An 18,903-nucleotide genomic window follows, 5' to 3' on the forward strand; every position below is an offset into this window, starting at 1 on the left:
TCGGCACGACATGGCCCGGAGGAGCAGACATGGGAAGGCATATTCAAGATCCAAAAACCATATTTTCGGAGGTGACGGCTGACTACAAGGGCCTTTTCGGGGAGGATCTTGTCAGCATTATTCTCTACGGGAGTGCAGCGGGTCAGGATTTTCAGCCCGGATCATCGGATATCAATTTCATGGTGACGCTGACGGAAAATGGCATCGAGCACATTGACCGTTCATTCGGGGTGGTGGACAAATGGCGCAAACGGGGCGTGGCCCTTCCTCTCTTTTTGACAGAAGCGTATGTAAGAAGCTCTCTGGATGTATTCCCCATGGAATATCTCGGTTTCCAGCGCAATCATGTACAGGTTTTTGGTAAGGAGATCCTCAACACCCTTGAATTCAAACCGGAATTCCTCCGGCTCCAGTGTGAGCGGGAGATCAAGGGGAAGCTCCTCCTCCTGCGGGAGGCCTTCATGGAAAGCGGCGGAAAGGCAAAGGCCTTGAAATCCGTGATCAGGGAGGCCCTCCCGGCCCTGGTCGCCATCTTTGAAGCCCTGCTTCACCTCAGGGGAATTGCCCTCCCCGCTACCAAGCGGGAGATTATCCGGGCCGCAGCAGCGACGTTTGCGATGGAGGGGAGCGTGTTTGAAGGGATCCTCGATATTCGGGAAGGTCGATCCGGGCTTCGGGATGATGAGATGGTTGTGCTGTTTAAAGGCTGTCTCAGGGAAATGCAGAGGCTTTCCAATATCATAGATTCCTTTAATCAGGAATAGCCCTTATCGGAATTCAAAATTGATGCATTCGTAAAAACTCGTCACCCCGTTGAAAAACGGGGTCCACGGGTTTCATAAGCGCTTGAGAACACTGGTTTCCGGCTTTCGCCGGAATGACGGAAAAGGGGCATTTTCGACTTTTTGCGGGACCATCAAAATTAAGCAATTGAGGAATTGTTTAGGCACTTTTGCGGTTTATCCCTATTCGGAGGATATCATGGGCAAGGGATTGAAAAGCCTGGTCATTGTTTTGGGCGTTCTACTGGTCATTGTCATAGGAATGTATTCCTATATGAAAGGGACCTACAACAGGCTGGTGAGCCTGGATGAAGGCGTCAAGGCGGCATGGGCCCAGGTGGAAAACCAGCTTCAGCGGCGTTACGATCTGATTCCCAATTACGTGGAAACCGTCAAGGGCTATGCCGGCCACGAGAAAGAGGTGCTGCTAAAGGTCACTGAGGCGCGCGCCAAGGTGGGAAGCGCGGATACGGTCAACGAAAAGATCGAGGCCAATAATCAATTATCGTCTGCGCTCAGCCGGTTGCTGGTGGTGGTGGAACGATATCCGGAGCTCAAGGCCAATACCAATTTTATCCGTCTGCAGGATGAACTGGCCGGGACGGAAAACCGTATCGCTGTTGAGCGCATGCGGTTCAATGAGGCGGTCAAGACCTATAACATCACCATACGGCATTTTCCCACAAATATCATCGCAGGCATGTTCGGGTTTGAAAAGGCGACTTTTTTTGAGGTCCCGAAGGAGCGGCAGGAGGCGCCAAAAGTCAAATTTTAAGACTGAACCCGGTTCCCCTAAGGTGGCCTAACGGCCGCAACCCAAAGAGTATTGGTGCAAATCCGGTCAATTTTTGAGCGCGCGTGGGGGTCTCTTTCTCCCGCCCAGGAGGCGGGACAAAAACCTACAACAGCTCGTGGGAACGGCAGCAGAGCTTTAAACTGCGGTTCGTTACAGCCCCAAGAACAGGCTTTCATATGACGGTCGTTCTTGCTGCCTTTCCAAAAAGGTATTCAACGCCCCGGGGCGGTCGCCGAGCGTTATGGTCCCATTTTAATGTCCCGCCCTTGGGCGGGAGAAAGAGACCCCCACGCTCTTACCGATATGGCACCGACTTCTCCGCAGGGTGGAGAGAAGCCACAACCAAAGATTCTAAAGGTCACACGGACGCCACGAATGGGATCAGGCGAGGCGCGTATCAGCGTCTTTGGAGATAATAATTTTCAATCCTGTTCAACGTATTGATATATCGGTTTTGGAATTCGAGTTCGGGATGGTGCGCCAGTTCATCTTTCAGTGGCTGAATATAAGGAAACACATTGAGCCCATAGCTGTTTTTGCCAAGCCTGTCTGCCTGGTAAACAATGAGAACACAATAGTAGCTTATCAGAAGCCTCAAGCGTAACGGGCGTCGGAACAGATAGGCCCTTCCTCCGGTAGTATTCAGAAAAAATCCCGCATATCGGTAGGTAATGTCAAATGGCGGGCGAACGTCACCGGGGTTGGGGCAGTCCTTCCCCAACATGAGCCACCGGTAGAAGGTCTCCAGATTGAACTCCATGGTGTCGCTCTCGTTGGAAATGACTTCTTTGATGACGCGCAGATCCTTCCGGTCCAGGGCGCGGGAAAAGAAATAGATATTGGACAGCAGGGTGGTCGGATTAATCCCCTCGCCGGCCGGATGGGGCGGTTTGGCCTCCAGTTTTTTTATGATTTGGGCGAAATATGGAAAGGCGTCCTTTTCCAGGTTGAAGCGTCGGAGATATGCGGCCGTGTCTACGGAGTCAAAAAAATCCGCTACCTGCTCATCGATGAGGGTACAATATTCGTCCTTTTCCGGCGTCGCCTCAGGACTGGAAGATGCTTTTTCCGCCTTCACAAAAAGTTCTTCCATGGGACCCTGGGCCGCCACCTCGGGTGACTCGAAAGTTTTTTTCTTTTCAATTGGAAAGGTTTCCGGGACCGCACCCTCTTTGCCGGAGGTTTCAGGTTCGGCCTGTCCCGGCGCTTTGGGCATGGGCATGGATGCGTCTTTGTCGACGGGCGCGGCCCCGCCGCCTTCCCGGGGGCTGCCGGAGACGCCACCTTCCCGGTCATGATATTGCTCATCGGCTGTCAGGGTCTTTTCAGTCTCCGGGCCGGTTCTGGTGTACAAATAGTATCCGAGTCCCGCCAATATTATTACCGCTGGAACGATCCACCACCAGATGCGGGGTCCTGTTTTCTTGGCCATGCCATATTCTCCTGTACGTCAGTTGAGGCCCGCCGGAGGCGGGATATTTAGCAATTGCGTCCCGCCCGAAAAGCGGGATTGCGCTGTTAAACGTATCAGCCATCATCAAGTACCAGAGGTCGGAAGTCAGAAGTCAGAAGTCAGAAAAACCAACATCCCAGCATCCAGTATCAAGGATCCAATATCCGATACTTCTCCTGCCCCTCCTGATAGAGGTCGTTTCCGAGGGTGTCATTAACCACCACAACCGGGAGCTTTTCCACTTTCAGTTCCCGAATGGCCTCCGGCCCCAACTCATCATAGGCCACGACCCGGGCCGCCTTGACGGCCTTTGCCATGAGGGCGCCTGCGCCGCCGATGGCGGCCATGTAAACGGCCTTGTGCCGTATCATGGCGTCCTTGACCGCTTTTGAACGTTTGCCCTTGCCGATCATCCCCTTGAGACCCAGTTCCAGGAGCCTGGGTGCAAAAGGGTCCATCCGGTAGCTGGTGGTGGGGCCGGCGGCCCCTATGACCCGGCCCGGCGGGGCCGGGGACGGGCCTACGTAATAGATGACCTGCCCCTTGATCGGAATAGGGAGTTCTATTCCCGCGTCTATCAGCTCCAGGAGCCTCCGGTGGGCCGCATCCCTGGCCGTGTAAACGATTCCGGTGATGGTGACGCGGTCCCCGGCCCTGAGGGGGGCGATGTCTTCAACAGACAGCGGCGTGGTCAGGTGATATTCCGTATCCATGGCTTCTCCGTGGGCCTTTGATAAGGTGAAAGCGCAAAGCTGAAACCATCCCGGTATCCAGCATCCAGTATCCAGTATCCAGTATCCAGCATCAAAGAACGATCTCCACATGGCGGCTGGCGTGACACTGGATATTGACAGCCAATGGAAGACTGGCGATATGACAGGGCATCATCAGGATATGAACGGCCAAGGACGTGATCCTTCCGCCCAGACCCTGGGGTCCGATGCCGGTCCTGTTGATCTCGGTAAGGAGTTCCTGTTCCATCGGATTCAACCGCGGGTCCGGGTTGGAGGTCCCCAACGGCCGGAGCAGGGACCTCTTGGCCAGGATAGCCGATTGTTCGAAGTTTCCCCCGATGCCCACGCCGATAATGGTCGGCGGGCAGGGATTGGGCCCCGCCTCGATTACGGTCTGCAAGATGTTTTCCTTGACCCCTTCCCATCCGGCAGCAGGCGGGAGCATGAAAAGGCGGCTCATGTTTTCGCTCCCCCCGCCCTTGGGAACCACCCAGATTTTCAGGCCGTCTCCAGGGACCAGGTCCAGATGGACAATAATGGGGGTATTGTCGCCGGTATTTTTCCGGGTAAAGGGATCGCAGACGGATTTTCGAAGAAATCCTTCCTCGTATCCTTTCCGGACCCCGTCTTCAAGGGCCTGGTACAGATCGCCGGTCACCACCGTCTCCTGGCCCAGTTCCACAAAGAGGACGGCCACGCCGGTATCCTGGCATATGGGGATCTTCTCCGCTTTGGCGATCCGGGCGTTTTTCAGGAGCTTTTTGAGGATGTCCCTGCCCACCTCGGATTCTTCATGGTCCACTGCCCGCGCCAGGGCCTCCACAACGTCGGCGCCCAATTCAATATTGGCCCGTATACAGGCATCTCCGACCGCATCCACAACGGTCCGGACGGGTATTTCTCGCATGGAAGCCTCCGATCGGGGTTCAAATTTCCTTTGGCAAATCGTGATAAATAGAGTACATGTAAGATAAAAAAAAATCGTTTAAAATGCAAACAAATTAGATTTTCGGTCAGGGTGAAGAGGTTTCCTTCTGCCGCGGGGTTCACGCTTCGATTTCCAACCGGCCCGGAGACCGGCGGGTTGGAAGCAGATCCCCGGCGTCTCACAGGGAGGCAGGAACAACCGATACCCGGACTTATGCGACGGCAACTCCAAACCGATGAAAATCCTTCTGACCAACGACGACGGAATCCACGCGCCCGGGCTTCTCGCCCTCTATGATGCCTTGAAGCCGGAGCATGACCTCCATATCGTGGCCCCTGAAACAGAGATGAGCGCGGTAGGTCACGCCATCACCCTCTCCCTCCCCATCCGGGTTCAGGCGGTCAGGAAGAAGGGCCGCTTTTTCGGCCATGCGGTAAAGGGCACGCCGGCCGATTGCGTCAAGATCGCGGTGAAGGAACTCATGGACACCCCCCCGGACGTGGTGCTGTCCGGCATCAATGTGGGGGCCAATGTGGGCGTCAACATCCTCTATTCAGGGACGGTTTCCGCGGCCACCGAAGGGGCGTTCCTGGGCATCAGGTCCGCAGCCATCTCCATCGCCGCCCTGAAAGATCCGGATTTTAGTTTCGCTGCCCGTTTCAGCCGGGAGATCATCCGATTCATGATGGAAAGCGACTTGAGCAACGGGACCGCCCTGAACGTGAACATCCCTGCAGTACCCCCTGAAGACATCCGGGGCGTGGTCCTGGCGAGGCAGGGGACTTCCAGGTTCGAGGAGCGGTTTGAGCGGCGGAGCGATCCGAGGGGACATATTTACTACTGGCTCATGGGGGAAACATTCATCGAAAACGGCAATCCTAACAACGATTCCGTGGCCCTGAAACAGAACCACATCACCATCACCCCAATCCATTACGACCTCACCAGCGAAAGTGAATTAAAAAGGCTGGCGCGGTTCGCTCTGCCCAGGGCATCCTAAACCAGCAGAAGAAGCCCCCCAGGCCGACCTGTTGAGCCACCGGCTGATCCCCTGTCTGCCCTCCAGAATCCGCTTATTGTTTACCGGCTCACCAGCGGTCTTTCATTTCTCTGCTTTTCCCCCAAATCTCGTCATATCCGGCGGAAACGGATGGCCGGAGGGCATCCGCACAATGTGCGATGCGATCCTTCGGAGGCGCCGGCCGGGGAGCCATTCAGCAGAGGTTCAGCTGGTTTTCCATTTCCTCCTGGTTCGCTTGGAGATAGTGCTGCAAGGCATCCATTCCGATGAGCGGCGTGTCGGATAAGGGGAAGTTGAGCATGGGAATATTGGCAAAGACGGGATCGATTTGAGCACATGCGTTATTCACGGGTTTCTTGTTATAAACGGTTCGATACAGGGGGACATTGATTTCCTTGAGGGAGTTTAAAATTCGAAGGGATTCTGCATGCGAAAGCTTGTCCGGGTTCAACACCAGATATACCCGGGTCTTCTCGGGGTTCTCAAATGTTTCCTTCAGCTTCCGATATTGCGCACGCTGGGCTTCGATCTTGTTAAGGACCTTGTCCCTTTCGAATTCCTTTGTGAGCAGTTTGATTTTGGTGATCAGGTCTCGCTTTTTAATGATTTCCTGGCGGAGGGACAAGAGGTGTTCCACCCACACCAGGGAGAGGGAGGGGAGGGCAAAGAACTTCAGCGACAGCGCCGTAGGCGGCATGTCGAAAATCAGGTAGTCCCACTCGGCATATTTCTTTTGAATATGCTCCAACGCCAGGATGAGCGCGTACTCCTCCAAACCCGGCGAGTGCTTGATGACCCCGAAATATTTTTCAAGGTTGAAGGCGGTTAAGTAGGAATAGGTCCTGTTGATCTGATGATACACATCCTTCAGGTAGGCGCGAATCCAGGTATCCTGGTCGATTTCAATGGCCAGAAGGTTGGGGGCGACCTCCATCGGTTTATCGGAAAGGGGACGCTCGAAGATGTCGGCCTGGTTGTGTGCAGGGTCGAGGGAGACCACCACCACACGAAATCCCTTTTTGGCCAGGAAGGTGGAAAAGAGCGCCGCGGACGTGGACTTCCCCACCCCGCCCTTGCCCATGAAAAACAGATGCTTTGCCCGGTTCATTTCTTATCCTATGTCAAAGGCCGAGAAGAGGTGGGAAAGGGGTTGATTTGCGGTGTCCACTTTTTCCATCATCAGGATAAGCTCCTTTTCCATGAAAGGCATCAAGTCCAGCGAAATCTGCATGGGGGGGGAAGGCATCCCCACGTAGGAGCCCAACACCAGGACACCGAAGATATTCTCAAGCTCTTCCTCTTCGTATTCAATGGTCTGAACAGCGTTGCTCCGCGCCACCTCATCGGAGATTTTCAGAAACTCGACGAATTTATCCTTCATGCCTTTCAGAATACGAATCATGACAGCCTCATGGAATGAAGACGCGGGCGATCGTCATCTCACCCTGAACATGCGGCGCTCGAATTGGATGCGCCTTCCGGAGGGATAGAAGTAGTACACGGCGTACAGAGCCATTAAAACCGTCCCTGCGAAATAGAAGCGGGGAAATTCGAAGAGGTAGGCGGGGAGGATCAGATACGGCGTCACCAGGGAGATGTGAATGAGCGTCCGTTCGAATTTCAACAGCTCTTTTTCAGACACGGTCTTTTCGTCCCGCATCCTGTGGGCGAAGAGGGAACGGTAGAAAATGGGTAAGGCAATTGCAAAGATCACAGACAATACAAAGACAACCGGGGCCAGGAACGACAGGCCGCCCACCGGATGGATCGGGGTCCCGGATACCACGTCGAGTGTCTTAATCGCGTACAGCACGGCCAGGGCCAGTACCGCGGGCAAGAGGACAAAAAAATAGTTTCGCCTGAGTTGGTTTGCCATATCTCAATCCGTCCCGCGCTGGAATGCTCGGCTGGGAGAAAGGGGGCGGATCGTCTGGGCAGGGTGTTGAAAACCCTCTGCCCGCAAACCTTCGCCCGTCCGGGAGGGCTCGAAGGGACCTCGAACCCCCGGCTTCGGCAGGCGGGATGAAATGGCGGAGGTACCGCCTCCAGACGGTACCTCCGCCGCGTCGTTACGCCGCCGGTACGGTTTCTGGTTGTTCAGGTGGTTTTCCGAGCATTCGGAAAAATTTGATCACGCCCTCCACAACGATCCAGATGGCGATGAAGAGAATGACGACATTGATCACTTGCAGCAATATATTTTGGTCTACACCAAATTGTACCTGGTTGATGATAACGGCCCAGATGGTCATAATCGCCATGAACACGGCGGGGATTCCGGCAATCAGCCACTTCAGGCCGCCCTGTTTTTCCAGATAGAGGGTGATGATGACCAGGGCAAGGGCCGCCAGGGTTTGATTGACGGCTCCAAACAGCGGCCACAGTTTCAATGCCCCCGATCCACTGGCACCCGCAGTAAAGGCGAGGATCAGGGCGCTTCCTACCGCGATTGAGGTGGCCATATACCGGCCTGTCAAGAAGTTGAGCCTCAAATCCCCGGCAAGCTCGGCAATGACGTACCGTTGGATCCGGGTGGCCGTATCCAGGGTGGTTCCCGCAAAGGAGGCCACGAATACCCCCATGATGGCCAATGCAAAGACTTTCGGAATGCCCATGGCCACGATCATGTTGGCGGACCCGTCCACAAAAGCGGTGATTTTGGAGCCCAGGCCCGCTGCTGCGGCCCAGGAGGAATAATGGGTGGTCCATGCAGCAACGCCGGTCAGGGTTCCGCCCCCTCCCTTGGGCGTGTACCCCATGCCGATGCCGGCGGCCACCGCGATGATCACCAGGGTGGCCAGTGCCCCTTCCATGAGCATGGAACCATATCCCACGAACAGGGAATCGTTTTCATCCCGCACCTGTTTGGACGAGGTCCCGGATGACACCAGGGAGTGAAATCCGGAGATGGCGCCGCAGGCGATGGTGATGAACAGGAACGGCCACATGGAGGGCGCTTTGGCCGGCGACATCTGGACGGCCGGCGCCACGATATCAAGTCTGCCGCCAAAGGCGGAGACCAGGACCCCCAGGACCAGCAACGCCATGGCCACGACCAGCTGGTGGGAGTTGATGAAGTCCCGGGGCTGAAGCAGGGTGGTTACCGGCAGGGTGGATGCGATAAAGGCATACGCGAGCAGAATGATGGTCCAGATACCGGTGGGCGGAATCCCCGCAATGGTGGGCATCTTGAACTGGGCCCAGGGCCCGAGGAAGACACAGATGTACATCAAGGCCAGGGCGAAGATGGACCAGAGCAGAGGGTTCTTGCCTTTTTTATAAATAAGGTAGCCCAGGTAGATGGCGATGGGAACTTCGACCCAGACCGCCAGGACCGATTGGGGGTAAATGTTGAACACGATGGCGATCACCAGTCCGAAGATGGCGACGACAATCCACAGTTCCAAAAACACGATAAGGAAGAAGAAGATCTTGGTGCGGTTGTTGATGTACTTGGCGGTGTATTCGGAGATGGATTTCCCCTGGTTTCGCATGGAAATGATGAGCGCCCCGAAATCATGGACGGCGCCCATGATGATACTGCCGATGAAAACCCACAACAGGGCCGGGAGCCAGCCCCAGATAATGGCGATTGCAGGCCCGACAATCGGGCCGGTACCCGCAATGGAGGTAAAGTGGTGACCGAAAATGATCTCCTTTTTCGTTGGGACGAAGTCGATGCCGTCCTCATATTCACAGGAAGGTGTTTTGCAGGCCCCTGAAAGCTGAAAGATTCTCCGGCCAATAAACCGGCCGTACAAATGGTACATAATAATGTAACCTGCAAATGACAATATCATGATCGTTAAAGCACCCATGTTCCCTCCTCCCTTTGTAAAAGGTTAGCCGTTGGTGATAAGAACACGCTCTTTCGAACGAAGGTATTTCAACAAATCTTTGGTGTCAAGGAAAATTTGGCCGTCCGGGGTGCGGGGGGATGGACCCAACTCGTGGGGTTGGGATGGGGGTAAGGTCCGGTAAGGATTTGAAAGGGTTCCTTATTTTTTTGAAGTGCCCGAGGGGGCGGATCAATTCCCCGACCGTTTACCGGTCATGCTTTGGATGGTTACCCGGATGATGGCGAGTCGATCCACCAGGCGATCGGGATATTGCCCCGGTCGCCCTGAATAATGTTCCATGATGACATCCAGTGCCCGTCTTTTTTCCTCCGCTCCCTTCAACAGGGATGCGGTTCCATATCCCACAACGCTCTGGTACGTCATGGACCAGTCGCAGGGGGTTTCCGCGCGGACCAGGCCACAGCCCGCCTCCAGCTCAAAACAGACCGCGGCGTTCTGTCTGATCATGTCAATCTTCTTGCCGGCCTGTGCCGTATGGAAATAGAGGCAATCCCCATCAAACCCGAAATTAAGGGGGACGATATAGGGCCGGTTGTCCACCGAGAGCGCGAGCCTGCAGATATCCGCCTTTCGAATGACCGCCGCTATTTCCGCGCTGTCTTTGATTTCCTTTTCCTTTCTTTCCATCTTCTTCATCCTGACCCGGACAAACCGGAAGCAAAAATATCCCTCACACAAAGGCGCAACGTCACGAAGGGGTAGTCCCCCGGGCAAACCAACAGAAAAAGGCCCCTGAAAAAGAGGCCCTTTTCTCACCTGAAACGTTCTATGGTCATCATTTAGTACCCGAACGAAAAACTCTTAAATTCGAGTAAGCGCAAATAAATGGTCAGCTCTATTGAGCTTAAATTTATTCGTTCAATCCCGAATTCCTCAATTCCTCAATTCGCAATTGTGCCTGAACAGGATTTTCGTTCAGGCACTGCTAATTATTTTGTCCCAAATGATTTTGCCAATGCCGCCCTATCCCTCGGATCCGGCAGCGCTTTTTGTTTCAGTGCCCTCCGATGCCATCCGTTTATAGGCCGCGTACCTCTCCCGCATGTCGGTCTCGGCCTTCTTAAAGAGGGTGTCGGCATGTTCAGGAAAGGTCCGGGTCAGGGAGGAGTAGCGCACCTCGCCCATAAGGAACTCCCTGAAATCGCCGGTGGGTTCCTTGGAATCCAGGACCAGGGGGTTTTTGCCTTCTTCCTTGAGCCTGGGATCAAACCGGTACAGGATCCAGTATCCCGCCTCCACGGCCCGCTTCTCCTCTTCCTGACTGAGGCCCATATTGATGCCATGGTTGATGCAGGGGGCATAGGCGATGATGAGGGAGGGGCCGTGATAGCTTTCCGCTTCCCGCACCGCCTTCAGGAGCTGGTTCTTGTTGGCTCCCATGGCCACCGATGCCACGTAGACGTATCCGTAGGTCATGGCCATCTGGCCCAGATCCTTTTTCCGGGTGGCTTTGCCGCTGGCTGCGAATTTGGCCACGGCCCCGGTGGGGGTTGACTTGGAAGACTGGCCCCCGGTGTTGGAATAGACCTCTGTGTCCAGCACCAGGATATTGACGTCGCGGCCCGAAGCGATCACATGATCGAGTCCGCCGTAACCGATATCATAGGCCCAACCGTCCCCGCCGATGATCCAGATCGACTTCTTGGTGAGGTAGTCTCTCCTGCCAAGAATCTCCAGGAGCAGCGGATTAACCTCCTCCCCGGCCTCTCTCATTTCCGATTCGATGGCATCCACCAGTCTGTTCCCCGTCTCCCTGGATGCGTCGCCGTCCTCCATATTGTCGAGCCAGTCCTGCATGGCATCACGAAGCTCGTCTGAGATATCCTCCTCTGCCGTGGCCTCGCGCACCAGGTCGGCCAGTTTCCCCCGTCGCTGGCTGACCGCCAGTTCCATGCCGAATCCATACTCGGCATTGTCCTCGAACAGGGAATTGGCCCATGCCGGTCCATACCCCTCCGCATTGACCGTATACGGGCAGACCGGGGCCGACCCGCCATAGATGGACGAACACCCGGTGGCATTGGCAATTATCATACGGTCGCCGTATAGCTGGGTGACCAGCTTGATATAAGAGGTCTCGCCGCATCCCGGACAGGCCCCTGAAAATTCAAACAGGGGCTGCCTGAACTGGGAGCCCTTTACCGAAGTCGCCGGCATCACGTCGTCCAGTACGGGGAGACTTGTGGAAAAGGCATGATTAGGAACCTGCATGTCCTTTTGTGTGCCCAGCGGCTTCATGATAAGGGCCTTCTGCTTGGACGGGCACACCTGGGCGCAGTTGCCGCACCCGGTGCAGTCAAGGGGGCTGATCTGGACGCGGAACCGCAACCCCTTCAGTTCCTTTCCCTTGGCCTCGAGGGTAATAAAGTCGGCAGGGGCGTCTTTGAGATCTTCTTCATGCGCCAGTACCGGACGGATGACCGCGTGGGGGCAGACAAAGGCGCACTGGTTGCACTGAATACAGTGTTCGGGCTGCCACTCCGGCACATGGATGGCGATGCCCCGCTTTTCATAGCGGGTAGTGGACGTGGGGAAAATACCGTCCGGAGGCATGGCGCTCACCGGGAGGCTGTCCCCCTGCTGGGCCAGCATGGGCCGCATGACCTCTTTCACAAACTCGGGCTCGTCTTTTTCCATATAGGCCTCGTGTCCGGCCGTGGCCCAGGCCTCCGGAACATCGATCTTCTGGAGGGCGGCCAGGGTCTTGTCAACGGCGTCGACGTTCATGCGGACCACCTTGTCGCCTTTCTTGCCGTAGGTCTTTTTAATGGCCGCCTTGACATAATCGAGGGCCTGCTCGGCCGGGATGATGTTGGCGATCTTGAAGAAGGCCGCCTGCATGATCATGTTGATGCGACCCCCTAAACCGAGTTCTTCGGCGATTTTGACCGCGTCGATGTTGTAAAAATCGAGTTCCTTCTGCCGGATCGTCCGTTTCATGTGGTCCGGGAGCCGGGTCTCCATCTCTTCGGCGGTCCAGGGGGAGTTGAGGAGGAATGCCCCGCCTTTCCGTATCCCGTCCAGTATGTCATACTGGTTGACAAATGACGGGTTGTGGCACGCAATAAAATCGGACCGGGTCAGGAGGTAGGGTGACTGGATCCGGTGGGGGGAAAACCTCAGGTGCGACATGGTAATCCCCCCCGATTTTTTGGCATCGTAGGCAAAATAGGCCTGGGCGAACATATCCGTGTTTTCACCGATGATCTTGATGGAGTTCTTGTTGGCCCCCACTGTGCCGTCCGCTCCCAGGCCCCAGAATTTGCACCGGACAGTCCCCTCGGGAGAGGGATCGATCTCCTCGCCCAGATCGAGGGAGGTGTACGTCACATCATCCACAATGCCCACGGTGAAGTGATTCTTGGGGGCCCTGGACTTGAGATTGTCGAAAACAGCCTTGACCATGGTGGGGGTGAAATCCTTGCTCCCGAGCCCGTATCTCCCTCCTGCGATCACAGGGGCGTTGCCCCGTTCGTGAAACAGGGTGCAGACATCCCGATAGAGCGGTTCGCCGATGGCCCCCGGGGACTTGGTCCGGTCGAGGACCGCAATGGCCCGGGCCGTGGCAGGGAGTGCCCTCAGAAAATAGTCTGCTGAAAAGGGGGTATAGAGACGTACCTTGACGAGGCCGACCCGTTCCCCCGCTCCTATCAGGTAGTTGACCGTTTCTTCGATCGTATCGCAACTGGAAGCCATGGAGACGATGACCCGGTCGGCCTCGGGGTCGCCGACATAGTCAAAGATATGGTACTGCCGGCCCACCAGGTCCCCCACCTTTTTCATCTCTTCCTGGACAATGTCCGGAATCGGTTCATAAAAGGAGTTTGCAGCCTCCCGGTTCTGGAAAAAGATGTCCGGATTCTGGGCAGTGCCCCGCAGTTGCGGGTATTCAGGATTCATGGCCCGGCTCCTGAAATCTTCGATGGCATCCCAGTCCACCAGAGAGGCCATGTCGTCGTAGTCGATCAGCTCGATCTTCTGGATCTCATTGGATGTCCGAAACCCATCAAAGAAGTGGATGAACGGCATACCGCTCCGAATGGCCGCCAGATGAGTTACCAGGGCCAGGTCCATGTTTTCCTGCACCGAGGCAGAGGCGATCATGGAATAGCCGGTCTGACGCACCGCGTTGATGTCCGAGTGATCGCCGAAGATGGAGAGGGCATGGGTGGCGATGGTCCTGGCCGATACATGGAAGACCGCGGGCATGAGTTCGCCGGCGATCTTGTACATGTTGGGGATCATGAGGAGAAGTCCCTGGGAGGCGGTGAATGTGGTGGCCAGGGCCCCGGCTGAAAGTGCCCCGTGAACCGCGCCGGCCGCGCCGGCCTCTGATTGCATCTCTACCACCTTGAGGGTCTGGCCGAAGATGTTCTTGCGGCCATGGGCTGCCCACTCGTCTGCATACTCCCCCATGCTGCTGGAGGGGGTGATGGGATAAATGGCCGCCACATCGCTCATGGCATAGGCCACGTGAGATGCGGCTTCGTTCCCTTCAATCGTCTTTTTTTCGCTCATTGTCTGGATTCCTTTCTGTCCATGTCATTTTTGGCTGGAGACGGTTCGGGGAGAAGGTTTACTTTTCCCCGTAATTGCGATATCAAGCGAACACTCGGGAAACCGGGTACCGGATGGAGGACAGCCCCTTGTTCCCATACTCATTTTCCTTTGAGAGAGGCTTTCACGCGATCCTCCGTGGATGGATGAGGGGCCGCCGCTCACAAGGAGGTTTTCGTCCCCGGAGGAGACGCCCCCATTGTTATGGGCGTGTATCCGTGAACCTCCGAGCCTGAAAAAAAACCTCGAAAATAGTCAGTCTAAAGATATGCCTCGATCTTGTCAAGATCTAAAGAGATTGAAATGAAAAGAGAATATCCGGAGCATCCACTCGTCGGGGTAGCGGCGGTGGTATTTGATGACGCATCCGTCTGGTTGGCCCGGCGGAATCAGGAGCCGTCCAGGGGGTTGTGGAGCCTCCCTGGCGGGCTGGTGGAATTGGGGGAAGCCCATCTGGAGGCGCTGGCAAGGGAACTGCGGGAAGAACTCTCCATCTCCATGGCCGTCGGCGGGCTGGCGGGCGTCTTTGACAAGATCTTTCGAGATCCGGAAGGCCGGATCCGGTACCATTATGTGGTGGTGGATTATTGGGGATGGATCACCCGCGGCCGGCCGACCCCTGCATCGGATGTGAGCGAAGTTCGCAAGATCCCCCTGGATCAACTTGATGGATTTGGGCTCGACCCGGAACTGTTGCTGACCGTTCGAACCGCTGAAACAGCCTGGAGGAATCGGATACGGGGCGCCGGATAGCGGATGCTGGATAATGGATACCCCCTGCTCCCTGCCCCAAGCTCCCTGCTCAATGTGCCTCAATCAATGATATGCAGAAACCGTTTCCAGTGGGGCCATGACCAGTAGATGATAAAGGCCTTCCCCTTGACATCTTTCATGGGGACAAATCCCCAGAACCTGCTGTCGTAGCTGTGATTGCGGTTGTCGCCCATGACGAAGAGGTGATCCTCGGGAACCGTGACAGGTCCGAACTGGTTCTTCGCCCCCTTGTTGATATAACTTTTTCCCTGATCCGAATAATATCCGTGCGCGTCTTTATAAGGCTCTCCATTCAAATAGATGGCGCTGTCCACTATTCTGATTTCATCGCCGGGGAGGCCGATGACCCGCTTGATAAAATCCTTGCTCCGATCCACCGGATATATGAAAACGATCACATCATCATGCTCGGGTTCGCTGACCGGGATCAGGGTCTTGTTGATGAACGGGATCTTGACGCCGTACAGAAACTTGTTGACGAGGATATGATCCCCTACCAGAAGGGTCGGCTCCATGGAGCCGGAGGGGATCTTGAAGGCCTGCACCACAAAGGTGCGGATAAAAAGGGCGAGGATAATAGCAATGACCGCTGCCTCGGCATATTCTCGAAAGGTGCTTTTTTTCTTCACCATGCCCTTTGCATCACTTTTTTTTGTCGCATTCACGTGTCAATAAAGCCCCCTGAAATTTTTTATCGGAATTTAATCTTTAACCTTCGGGTTTGTAAAGGGATATTTGAGATTATTCGCACGCCGGCGTCTTGCCGGCAGAATATTCGCCGGCTTCGGAGCCGCGGAATTCCGGAATTGAGGATTGAGGAATCAGGGATTCAGCGTCTAACGAGAATTGCTGGATTCCCCCAAAATGGCTTGAAATCGTTTGTCGAATGTACTAACATGGGATAAATCCAAAAACAAGGAGGTCAGTCATGGCTGCGACAAAGCCGGTCCGAAAAAACGTTTCAAAATCCTCTCGAATCGGGCTCCGGGCCACGCCGGAACAAGAGGCTGTGCTGCGTTTAGCGGCAGAAATTTCCCGCAAGTCCGTGACGGAGTTTGTCATAGACAGCGCCTGTCAGGCCGCTGAACAGGCCCTTCTGGATCAGCGCATCTTCATGGTATCGGGGAAGACATATCAGGAGTTTTTGGGGTTGCTGGATCGTCCGCCGCAGCCCAACACCGGTTTAGAGGACCTGTTGTCGAAACCCGCCCCTTGGCTGGGATAGGCTATGACGCTGATCGGTCCCGAGCCTCTTCACAAAGGGCATCTTCTCGACTCCTTCGACTGCGGCAAGTCGGGTATGAACGGTTGGCTCATGCGGCACGCCTTCCAAGCTCAATCCGCTGGTTCAGCCAGGACCTTTGTCGTAACTGAGGATCGCCACGTTGTAGGATACTACAGCCTGACGGTCGGAGAAGTGGCCACCCTGTATGCCCCCGAGCGTATCCGGAAGGGTATGGGAAATTACCCTATTCCTGTCGTGATTCTCGTTAGGCTTGCCGTGTCTCTCAGCCATCAGGGTCACGGTATTGGAAGAGGGCTCCTCCAGGATGCCATCGGGCGCACACTGCGGATTGCCGAACAGGCCGGGATACGAGCTCTGCTGACCCACCCCCTTGACGACGAGGCATCCCGATTCTACCGGCGTTTTGGTTTCGCTTCCTCCCCGCTTCGGGAAAATCAACTCCTCCTCCTCCTCAAAGATGCACGCAGATTATTCCCAAGTCCCTGAATAGCGGTTTCTTGCGCAACCGGATGACACCATTTTGAAGACCGACGCCAACCAGTTCGGGCTTGCGGCCCACTGGGGTCTCATCGGGGCAGCTCCAAGAATAATACCTCCTTTCAGCTTTGAGCTTCGAGCCGCCCCGCCCATGCTGTAAGATTTGTTTACACCTGCCCCCCAAACCCTATGAATTTATTACACCCCTCCTGCCTTCAACTTGTCCCTTGAAATCATTTTCCTCCTTTGATACAATAAGTTAGCCTTAAATCACTAATCCCGGCACAGAACTTGCTGCACTGTTCGTTGGGAACAACAAACGGGTGCTTTCCCCTTAACTCAGAACTCGGCGAAAGAGGTTGAGATGGAAACGCACATTTTCGAGACTACAGTACGTAAAAACGGCTATTTGGAACTCAAGAATCTGCCGTTTCACGAAGGTGCTGTTGTTAGAATCGCCATATCAACCAAGGAAAAAAAGGAAAAAAAGGAGAATCTGGAGCGACTGATTAACAATGATCATGTATGGACGGACGATGACATAAAAGCTGTTCAGAGTGGCGTGAAAGGGACACAATCAATAGGTTGACAGTATACCCATAAAAGGGATATTTATATATGGGTTGGACAGTAGAATTCACCAGCGGATCGCGAAAGCAAAAAAACAAGCTTCCGCGCAGGGTACAGGACCTCTTGTTTCAGCTTGCCCGGGAGATCGAGGCATCTGGTCCGGTTCGAGGTGACTGGCCCAACTATTCCAAGCTGCCCAATAACGAACACCACTGCCACTTAAAAAAGGGAAAGCCCGCCTATGTGGCAGTCTGGAGAGAAGTCAAAGAAAAAACCAGGGTTGTGGAGATCAGTTATGCCGGCAGTCACGAAAAAGCGCCTTACAGATGATATGGTCACCTTGCGGCTCCATGTTCGCCGCCGCAACGCAGACAGGATAAGAGAGTATGCCCGGATCGTAGAATCGGAAGAGGATCGCACATACTCTGTGGCTGAGGTTTTCCCTGAATATCTCGGGAAAGAGAGCCAAGTCGCTTTGCGTGCCTATAGAACAAGAGAAGACCTTACACAGAAGGACCTTTCATTGAGGACCGGCATCCCGCAGCACCACATCAGTGAAATGGAGAACGGCAAACGCGCCATCGGGAAAGAACGCGCCCGCAAGCTTGCCGAAGCATTAAAGGTCTCCGACTATCGGGTATTTCTGTGAGAAAGAGCAGAAGAAAAAATGCTGAAATTAAGGGTTTCTTCTTTATTGCCAGCATAGCGATCCATGAAGGCCTTTGGCTGCGGACCTTCAACGAAAAGCATTTCAGAGGAATCCAAAAGCTGAAGCTATGGCATTGAAAACCGACAAATCAAAGAAGGCAATAACGCCTCATATCTCACGGCAAGCCGGATTCACATTGATGGAGATGATGATTGTCATCGCCGTTATCGCGATCGGTGCCGCCATTGCCATTCCGAGCTTCATGTCCATGCTCCCGGGCATGCGCCTCAACGGCGCCGCCCGCATGGTGATGGGGGATCTCATGGCCGCGAGGATGAAGGCGGTTAAATTAAACCAGAGGACAAAAGTTTTCTTTGATAATACCCATCAATACAGGATATGTGATGATGCGGACAATAACGGGACGGTGGATGACGGAGAGGGTGACGTCATAAGTAAGGATATTCATAATGAATACCACGACGTAAACTTGGATTTGGACAACACCGGTGACCCGGTTTTCTCTCCGAGAGGCACTGCCACCAATCGAACTATCACTTTAGTCAATTCCGAGGGTTCTAAAAGTATTACAATCTCGATTGCCGGTAGGGTAAAGATTAATTGATAGGGTCATCTGATGAAAGTTAAAAAGGCATATACCCAAATGAACCAAGTCAAGGACTGCGGCTTCACCCTCCTCGAGGTCCTGGTGGCGATTGTGATTCTTTCCATCGGTCTTCTGGGCATGGCCTCTCTCACCGTCGGCATTATCAACGGAAACAGTTTCAGCAAAAAAGTGACTACTGCCACTACACTGGCTCAGGAAAAGATGGAAGATGTCAGGAGATTAGGATATTCGAGCATGCCTTCGGCAAACACCACTACTACCGAAGGCTACAATTCTATCACAGGATACCCGGAATTTAAGAGAGAGACTGAAACAGAGATTAATGCCCCGGCTACCGGAATGAAAACAATAACCGTAACCACCTACTGGAACTCGGACAATAATTCGGTGGTACTCAAAACCATCCTTGCGCAATGACAGATATATCG

21 protein-coding genes are annotated in these 18,903 nt (G+C 54.6%); 11 read left to right on the forward strand and 10 right to left on the reverse strand.

Annotated elements, in window-relative coordinates:
• Positions 1–29 precede the first annotated feature (29 nt).
• Together K9N21_12290 and K9N21_12295 are read left to right on the forward strand one after the other, a co-directional pair.
• The gene (locus tag K9N21_12290; GenBank protein MCF8144687.1) at positions 30–764 is read left to right on the forward strand and encodes a hypothetical protein; all 735 of its coding nucleotides are present in this window, start codon (positions 30–32) and stop codon (positions 762–764) included.
• Positions 765–981: 217 nt separating this feature from the next.
• A complete protein-coding gene (locus tag K9N21_12295; GenBank protein ID MCF8144688.1) occupies positions 982–1,557 on the forward strand; it encodes a LemA family protein in 576 nt (191 codons plus the stop codon).
• A gap of 418 nt (positions 1,558–1,975) precedes the next feature.
• On the opposite strand, the gene K9N21_12300 is transcribed toward K9N21_12295, so the two are convergent.
• The 3 genes from K9N21_12300 to K9N21_12310 form a co-directional block, all read right to left on the reverse strand.
• Complete coding sequence (locus tag K9N21_12300; protein ID MCF8144689.1) at positions 1,976–3,010, reverse strand: hypothetical protein; 1,035 nt, start codon at positions 3,008–3,010, stop codon at positions 1,976–1,978.
• Between the two features lie 170 nt (positions 3,011–3,180).
• Entirely contained in the window at positions 3,181–3,744 is a 564-nt protein-coding gene (locus K9N21_12305; GenBank protein MCF8144690.1) for a Fe-S-containing hydro-lyase, read from the reverse strand.
• Between the two features lie 91 nt (positions 3,745–3,835).
• On the reverse strand, positions 3,836–4,672 hold the full coding sequence (locus K9N21_12310; GenBank protein ID MCF8144691.1) for a fumarate hydratase: 837 nt from the start codon (positions 4,670–4,672) through the stop codon (positions 3,836–3,838).
• A gap of 256 nt (positions 4,673–4,928) precedes the next feature.
• On the opposite strand from K9N21_12310, the gene surE reads away from it, so the two are divergent.
• A complete protein-coding gene (gene surE, locus K9N21_12315; GenBank protein MCF8144692.1) occupies positions 4,929–5,693 on the forward strand; it encodes a 5'/3'-nucleotidase SurE in 765 nt (254 codons plus the stop codon).
• Positions 5,694–5,907: 214 nt separating this feature from the next.
• On the opposite strand, the gene K9N21_12320 is transcribed toward surE, so the two are convergent.
• The 6 genes from K9N21_12320 to nifJ form a co-directional block, all read right to left on the reverse strand.
• Positions 5,908–6,822: an ArsA family ATPase gene (locus tag K9N21_12320; protein ID MCF8144693.1), complete on the reverse strand. Its 915-nt coding sequence runs from the start codon at positions 6,820–6,822 to the stop codon at positions 5,908–5,910.
• 3 nt (positions 6,823–6,825) lie between these two features.
• Positions 6,826–7,116 (reverse strand): hypothetical protein, encoded by a 291-nt coding sequence (locus tag K9N21_12325; GenBank protein ID MCF8144694.1) that lies wholly within the window; start codon positions 7,114–7,116, stop codon positions 6,826–6,828.
• A gap of 33 nt (positions 7,117–7,149) precedes the next feature.
• Positions 7,150–7,590 carry a hypothetical protein gene (locus K9N21_12330; protein ID MCF8144695.1) on the reverse strand — a complete coding sequence of 147 codons (441 nt, stop codon included), beginning with the start codon at positions 7,588–7,590 and terminating at the stop codon, positions 7,150–7,152.
• A gap of 193 nt (positions 7,591–7,783) precedes the next feature.
• Positions 7,784–9,532, reverse strand: coding sequence for a carbon starvation protein A (locus tag K9N21_12335; protein MCF8144696.1), 1,749 nt, complete (start codon positions 9,530–9,532; stop codon positions 7,784–7,786).
• A 210-nt stretch (positions 9,533–9,742) separates the two neighbouring features.
• Positions 9,743–10,201 (reverse strand): pyridoxamine 5'-phosphate oxidase family protein, encoded by a 459-nt coding sequence (locus tag K9N21_12340; GenBank protein ID MCF8144697.1) that lies wholly within the window; start codon positions 10,199–10,201, stop codon positions 9,743–9,745.
• Between the two features lie 336 nt (positions 10,202–10,537).
• Positions 10,538–14,092, reverse strand: a complete 3,555-nt coding sequence (gene nifJ, locus K9N21_12345) for a pyruvate:ferredoxin (flavodoxin) oxidoreductase (GenBank protein ID MCF8144698.1) — start codon at positions 14,090–14,092, stop codon at positions 10,538–10,540.
• A 342-nt stretch (positions 14,093–14,434) separates the two neighbouring features.
• On the opposite strand from nifJ, the gene K9N21_12350 reads away from it, so the two are divergent.
• Positions 14,435–14,884: an NUDIX hydrolase gene (locus tag K9N21_12350; protein ID MCF8144699.1), complete on the forward strand. Its 450-nt coding sequence runs from the start codon at positions 14,435–14,437 to the stop codon at positions 14,882–14,884.
• 59 nt (positions 14,885–14,943) lie between these two features.
• Here the strand turns inward: K9N21_12350 and lepB are convergent, their stop codons facing one another.
• Positions 14,944–15,537, reverse strand: coding sequence for a signal peptidase I (gene lepB / locus K9N21_12355; protein ID MCF8144700.1), 594 nt, complete (start codon positions 15,535–15,537; stop codon positions 14,944–14,946).
• 296 nt (positions 15,538–15,833) lie between these two features.
• Here lepB and K9N21_12360 point away from each other — a divergent pair, with 296 nt between their 5' ends.
• The 7 genes from K9N21_12360 (at position 15,834) to K9N21_12390 (ending at position 18,892) form a co-directional block, all read left to right on the forward strand.
• The gene (locus K9N21_12360; GenBank protein ID MCF8144701.1) at positions 15,834–16,130 is read left to right on the forward strand and encodes a DUF1778 domain-containing protein; all 297 of its coding nucleotides are present in this window, start codon (positions 15,834–15,836) and stop codon (positions 16,128–16,130) included.
• Between the two features lie 3 nt (positions 16,131–16,133).
• On the forward strand, positions 16,134–16,637 hold the full coding sequence (locus tag K9N21_12365; GenBank protein ID MCF8144702.1) for a GNAT family N-acetyltransferase: 504 nt from the start codon (positions 16,134–16,136) through the stop codon (positions 16,635–16,637).
• Positions 16,638–16,992: 355 nt separating this feature from the next.
• The gene (locus K9N21_12370; GenBank protein MCF8144703.1) at positions 16,993–17,217 is read left to right on the forward strand and encodes a hypothetical protein; all 225 of its coding nucleotides are present in this window, start codon (positions 16,993–16,995) and stop codon (positions 17,215–17,217) included.
• 29 nt (positions 17,218–17,246) lie between these two features.
• Positions 17,247–17,528, forward strand: coding sequence for a cytotoxic translational repressor of toxin-antitoxin stability system (locus tag K9N21_12375; GenBank protein MCF8144704.1), 282 nt, complete (start codon positions 17,247–17,249; stop codon positions 17,526–17,528).
• Positions 17,494–17,847: a helix-turn-helix domain-containing protein gene (locus K9N21_12380; GenBank protein MCF8144705.1), complete on the forward strand. Its 354-nt coding sequence runs from the start codon at positions 17,494–17,496 to the stop codon at positions 17,845–17,847. Before K9N21_12375 ends, K9N21_12380 begins: the two co-directional genes overlap by 35 nt.
• 73 nt (positions 17,848–17,920) lie before the next feature.
• Positions 17,921–18,472 carry a GspH/FimT family protein gene (locus K9N21_12385; GenBank protein ID MCF8144706.1) on the forward strand — a complete coding sequence of 184 codons (552 nt, stop codon included), beginning with the start codon at positions 17,921–17,923 and terminating at the stop codon, positions 18,470–18,472.
• Between the two features lie 12 nt (positions 18,473–18,484).
• The gene (locus tag K9N21_12390; GenBank protein MCF8144707.1) at positions 18,485–18,892 is read left to right on the forward strand and encodes a prepilin-type N-terminal cleavage/methylation domain-containing protein; all 408 of its coding nucleotides are present in this window, start codon (positions 18,485–18,487) and stop codon (positions 18,890–18,892) included.
• Positions 18,893–18,903 lie beyond the last annotated feature (11 nt).

This window comes from Deltaproteobacteria bacterium, assembly GCA_021737785.1.
Lineage (GTDB): Bacteria > Desulfobacterota > DSM-4660 > Desulfatiglandales > Desulfatiglandaceae > AUK324.

Excerpts from the sequence above, each read along its gene's own strand:
- K9N21_12340 (MCF8144697.1), bottom strand. The coding sequence starts at position 10,201 with ATGGAAAGAAAGGAAAAGGAAATCAAAGACAGCGCGGAAATAGCGGCG.
- K9N21_12360 (MCF8144701.1), top strand. The coding sequence starts at position 15,834 with ATGGCTGCGACAAAGCCGGTCCGAAAAAACGTTTCAAAATCCTCTCGA.
- K9N21_12295 (MCF8144688.1), top strand. The coding sequence starts at position 982 with ATGGGCAAGGGATTGAAAAGCCTGGTCATTGTTTTGGGCGTTCTACTG.
- K9N21_12350 (MCF8144699.1), top strand. The coding sequence starts at position 14,435 with ATGAAAAGAGAATATCCGGAGCATCCACTCGTCGGGGTAGCGGCGGTG.
- K9N21_12375 (MCF8144704.1), top strand. The coding sequence starts at position 17,247 with ATGGGTTGGACAGTAGAATTCACCAGCGGATCGCGAAAGCAAAAAAAC.
- K9N21_12300 (MCF8144689.1), bottom strand. The coding sequence starts at position 3,010 with ATGGCCAAGAAAACAGGACCCCGCATCTGGTGGTGGATCGTTCCAGCG.
- K9N21_12310 (MCF8144691.1), bottom strand. The coding sequence starts at position 4,672 with ATGCGAGAAATACCCGTCCGGACCGTTGTGGATGCGGTCGGAGATGCC.
- K9N21_12320 (MCF8144693.1), bottom strand. The coding sequence starts at position 6,822 with ATGAACCGGGCAAAGCATCTGTTTTTCATGGGCAAGGGCGGGGTGGGG.
- K9N21_12335 (MCF8144696.1), bottom strand. The coding sequence starts at position 9,532 with ATGGGTGCTTTAACGATCATGATATTGTCATTTGCAGGTTACATTATT.
- K9N21_12325 (MCF8144694.1), bottom strand. The coding sequence starts at position 7,116 with ATGATTCGTATTCTGAAAGGCATGAAGGATAAATTCGTCGAGTTTCTG.
- lepB (MCF8144700.1), bottom strand. The coding sequence starts at position 15,537 with ATGGTGAAGAAAAAAAGCACCTTTCGAGAATATGCCGAGGCAGCGGTC.
- surE (MCF8144692.1), top strand. The coding sequence starts at position 4,929 with ATGAAAATCCTTCTGACCAACGACGACGGAATCCACGCGCCCGGGCTT.
- K9N21_12390 (MCF8144707.1), top strand. The coding sequence starts at position 18,485 with ATGAAAGTTAAAAAGGCATATACCCAAATGAACCAAGTCAAGGACTGC.
- K9N21_12380 (MCF8144705.1), top strand. The coding sequence starts at position 17,494 with ATGCCGGCAGTCACGAAAAAGCGCCTTACAGATGATATGGTCACCTTG.
- nifJ (MCF8144698.1), bottom strand. The coding sequence starts at position 14,092 with ATGAGCGAAAAAAAGACGATTGAAGGGAACGAAGCCGCATCTCACGTG.
- K9N21_12330 (MCF8144695.1), bottom strand. The coding sequence starts at position 7,590 with ATGGCAAACCAACTCAGGCGAAACTATTTTTTTGTCCTCTTGCCCGCG.
- K9N21_12290 (MCF8144687.1), top strand. The coding sequence starts at position 30 with ATGGGAAGGCATATTCAAGATCCAAAAACCATATTTTCGGAGGTGACG.
- K9N21_12370 (MCF8144703.1), top strand. The coding sequence starts at position 16,993 with ATGGAAACGCACATTTTCGAGACTACAGTACGTAAAAACGGCTATTTG.
- K9N21_12305 (MCF8144690.1), bottom strand. The coding sequence starts at position 3,744 with ATGGATACGGAATATCACCTGACCACGCCGCTGTCTGTTGAAGACATC.
- K9N21_12365 (MCF8144702.1), top strand. The coding sequence starts at position 16,134 with ATGACGCTGATCGGTCCCGAGCCTCTTCACAAAGGGCATCTTCTCGAC.